The 689-nt window shown below is 78.8% G+C and carries 1 pseudogene; it reads left to right on the forward strand.

Annotation, left to right across the window (positions count from 1 at the left end):
* Window positions 1-689 (forward strand): annotated as a pseudogene (locus VR44_RS40365) (hypothetical protein); the annotation flags it as partial.

The following is a 689-nucleotide window of genomic DNA, read 5'->3' on the forward strand; positions in this document are numbered from 1 at the left end:
CCGCCCCGGCCGCGCACGGCGGACCGCAGGGCACGGCCACGCAGGCCGCCGGCGGCCCCGGCGGATCCGCCACCCGGCCCGGACACCCCGCGGGAGCGCACACCGGCGCGCCGGGCGCAGCCCAGGGCACCACCACCGCCGGAGCCCTCACCGCCGAGGACCTCGACCGCAACGCCGACACCCTCGCCGAACTCCTGGCCGACACCGTCGGCTCGGCCGAACGCCAGCTGTTCGAGCTGCGTACCGCCGCCGCCGACGACTCCCGCATCCTCGGCGCCCTCGGCGACGGCGGCCTGCTCCCGCCCGGCCCCGACGTCCTCGCCACCGTCGAGTACCTCGGCGAACACGGCATCCCGGCCCTGCCCGGCTGGCGCTACCTCGCCCAGTCCGTGGCCCCGGCCGACCACGCCGCCGTCCTCGCCGCCCGCCCCGAGCTCGTCGACGGCGTCATCATCACCGACCCCGACACCCACACGCGGGCCCGTGAGGTGCTCTCCGGCGCCGCCCTGCTGCCCCGCTCCACCGTCGCCGTCGGAACGGCCGCCGCCCTGCTGGCCCCGGTCCCGCCGGCCGACGGATCCGACGCCGTCTTCCTCGTACCGCCGAACCCGGCCATGCACGACGAGCACGCCGCCGACGAGGAACGCCAGGCCCTGCGCGCCCGCGCCACCGCCCGCGACACCGAGATC

The organism is Streptomyces katrae (assembly GCF_000966975.1).
Classification (GTDB): Bacteria; Actinomycetota; Actinomycetes; order Streptomycetales; family Streptomycetaceae; genus Streptomyces; species Streptomyces katrae.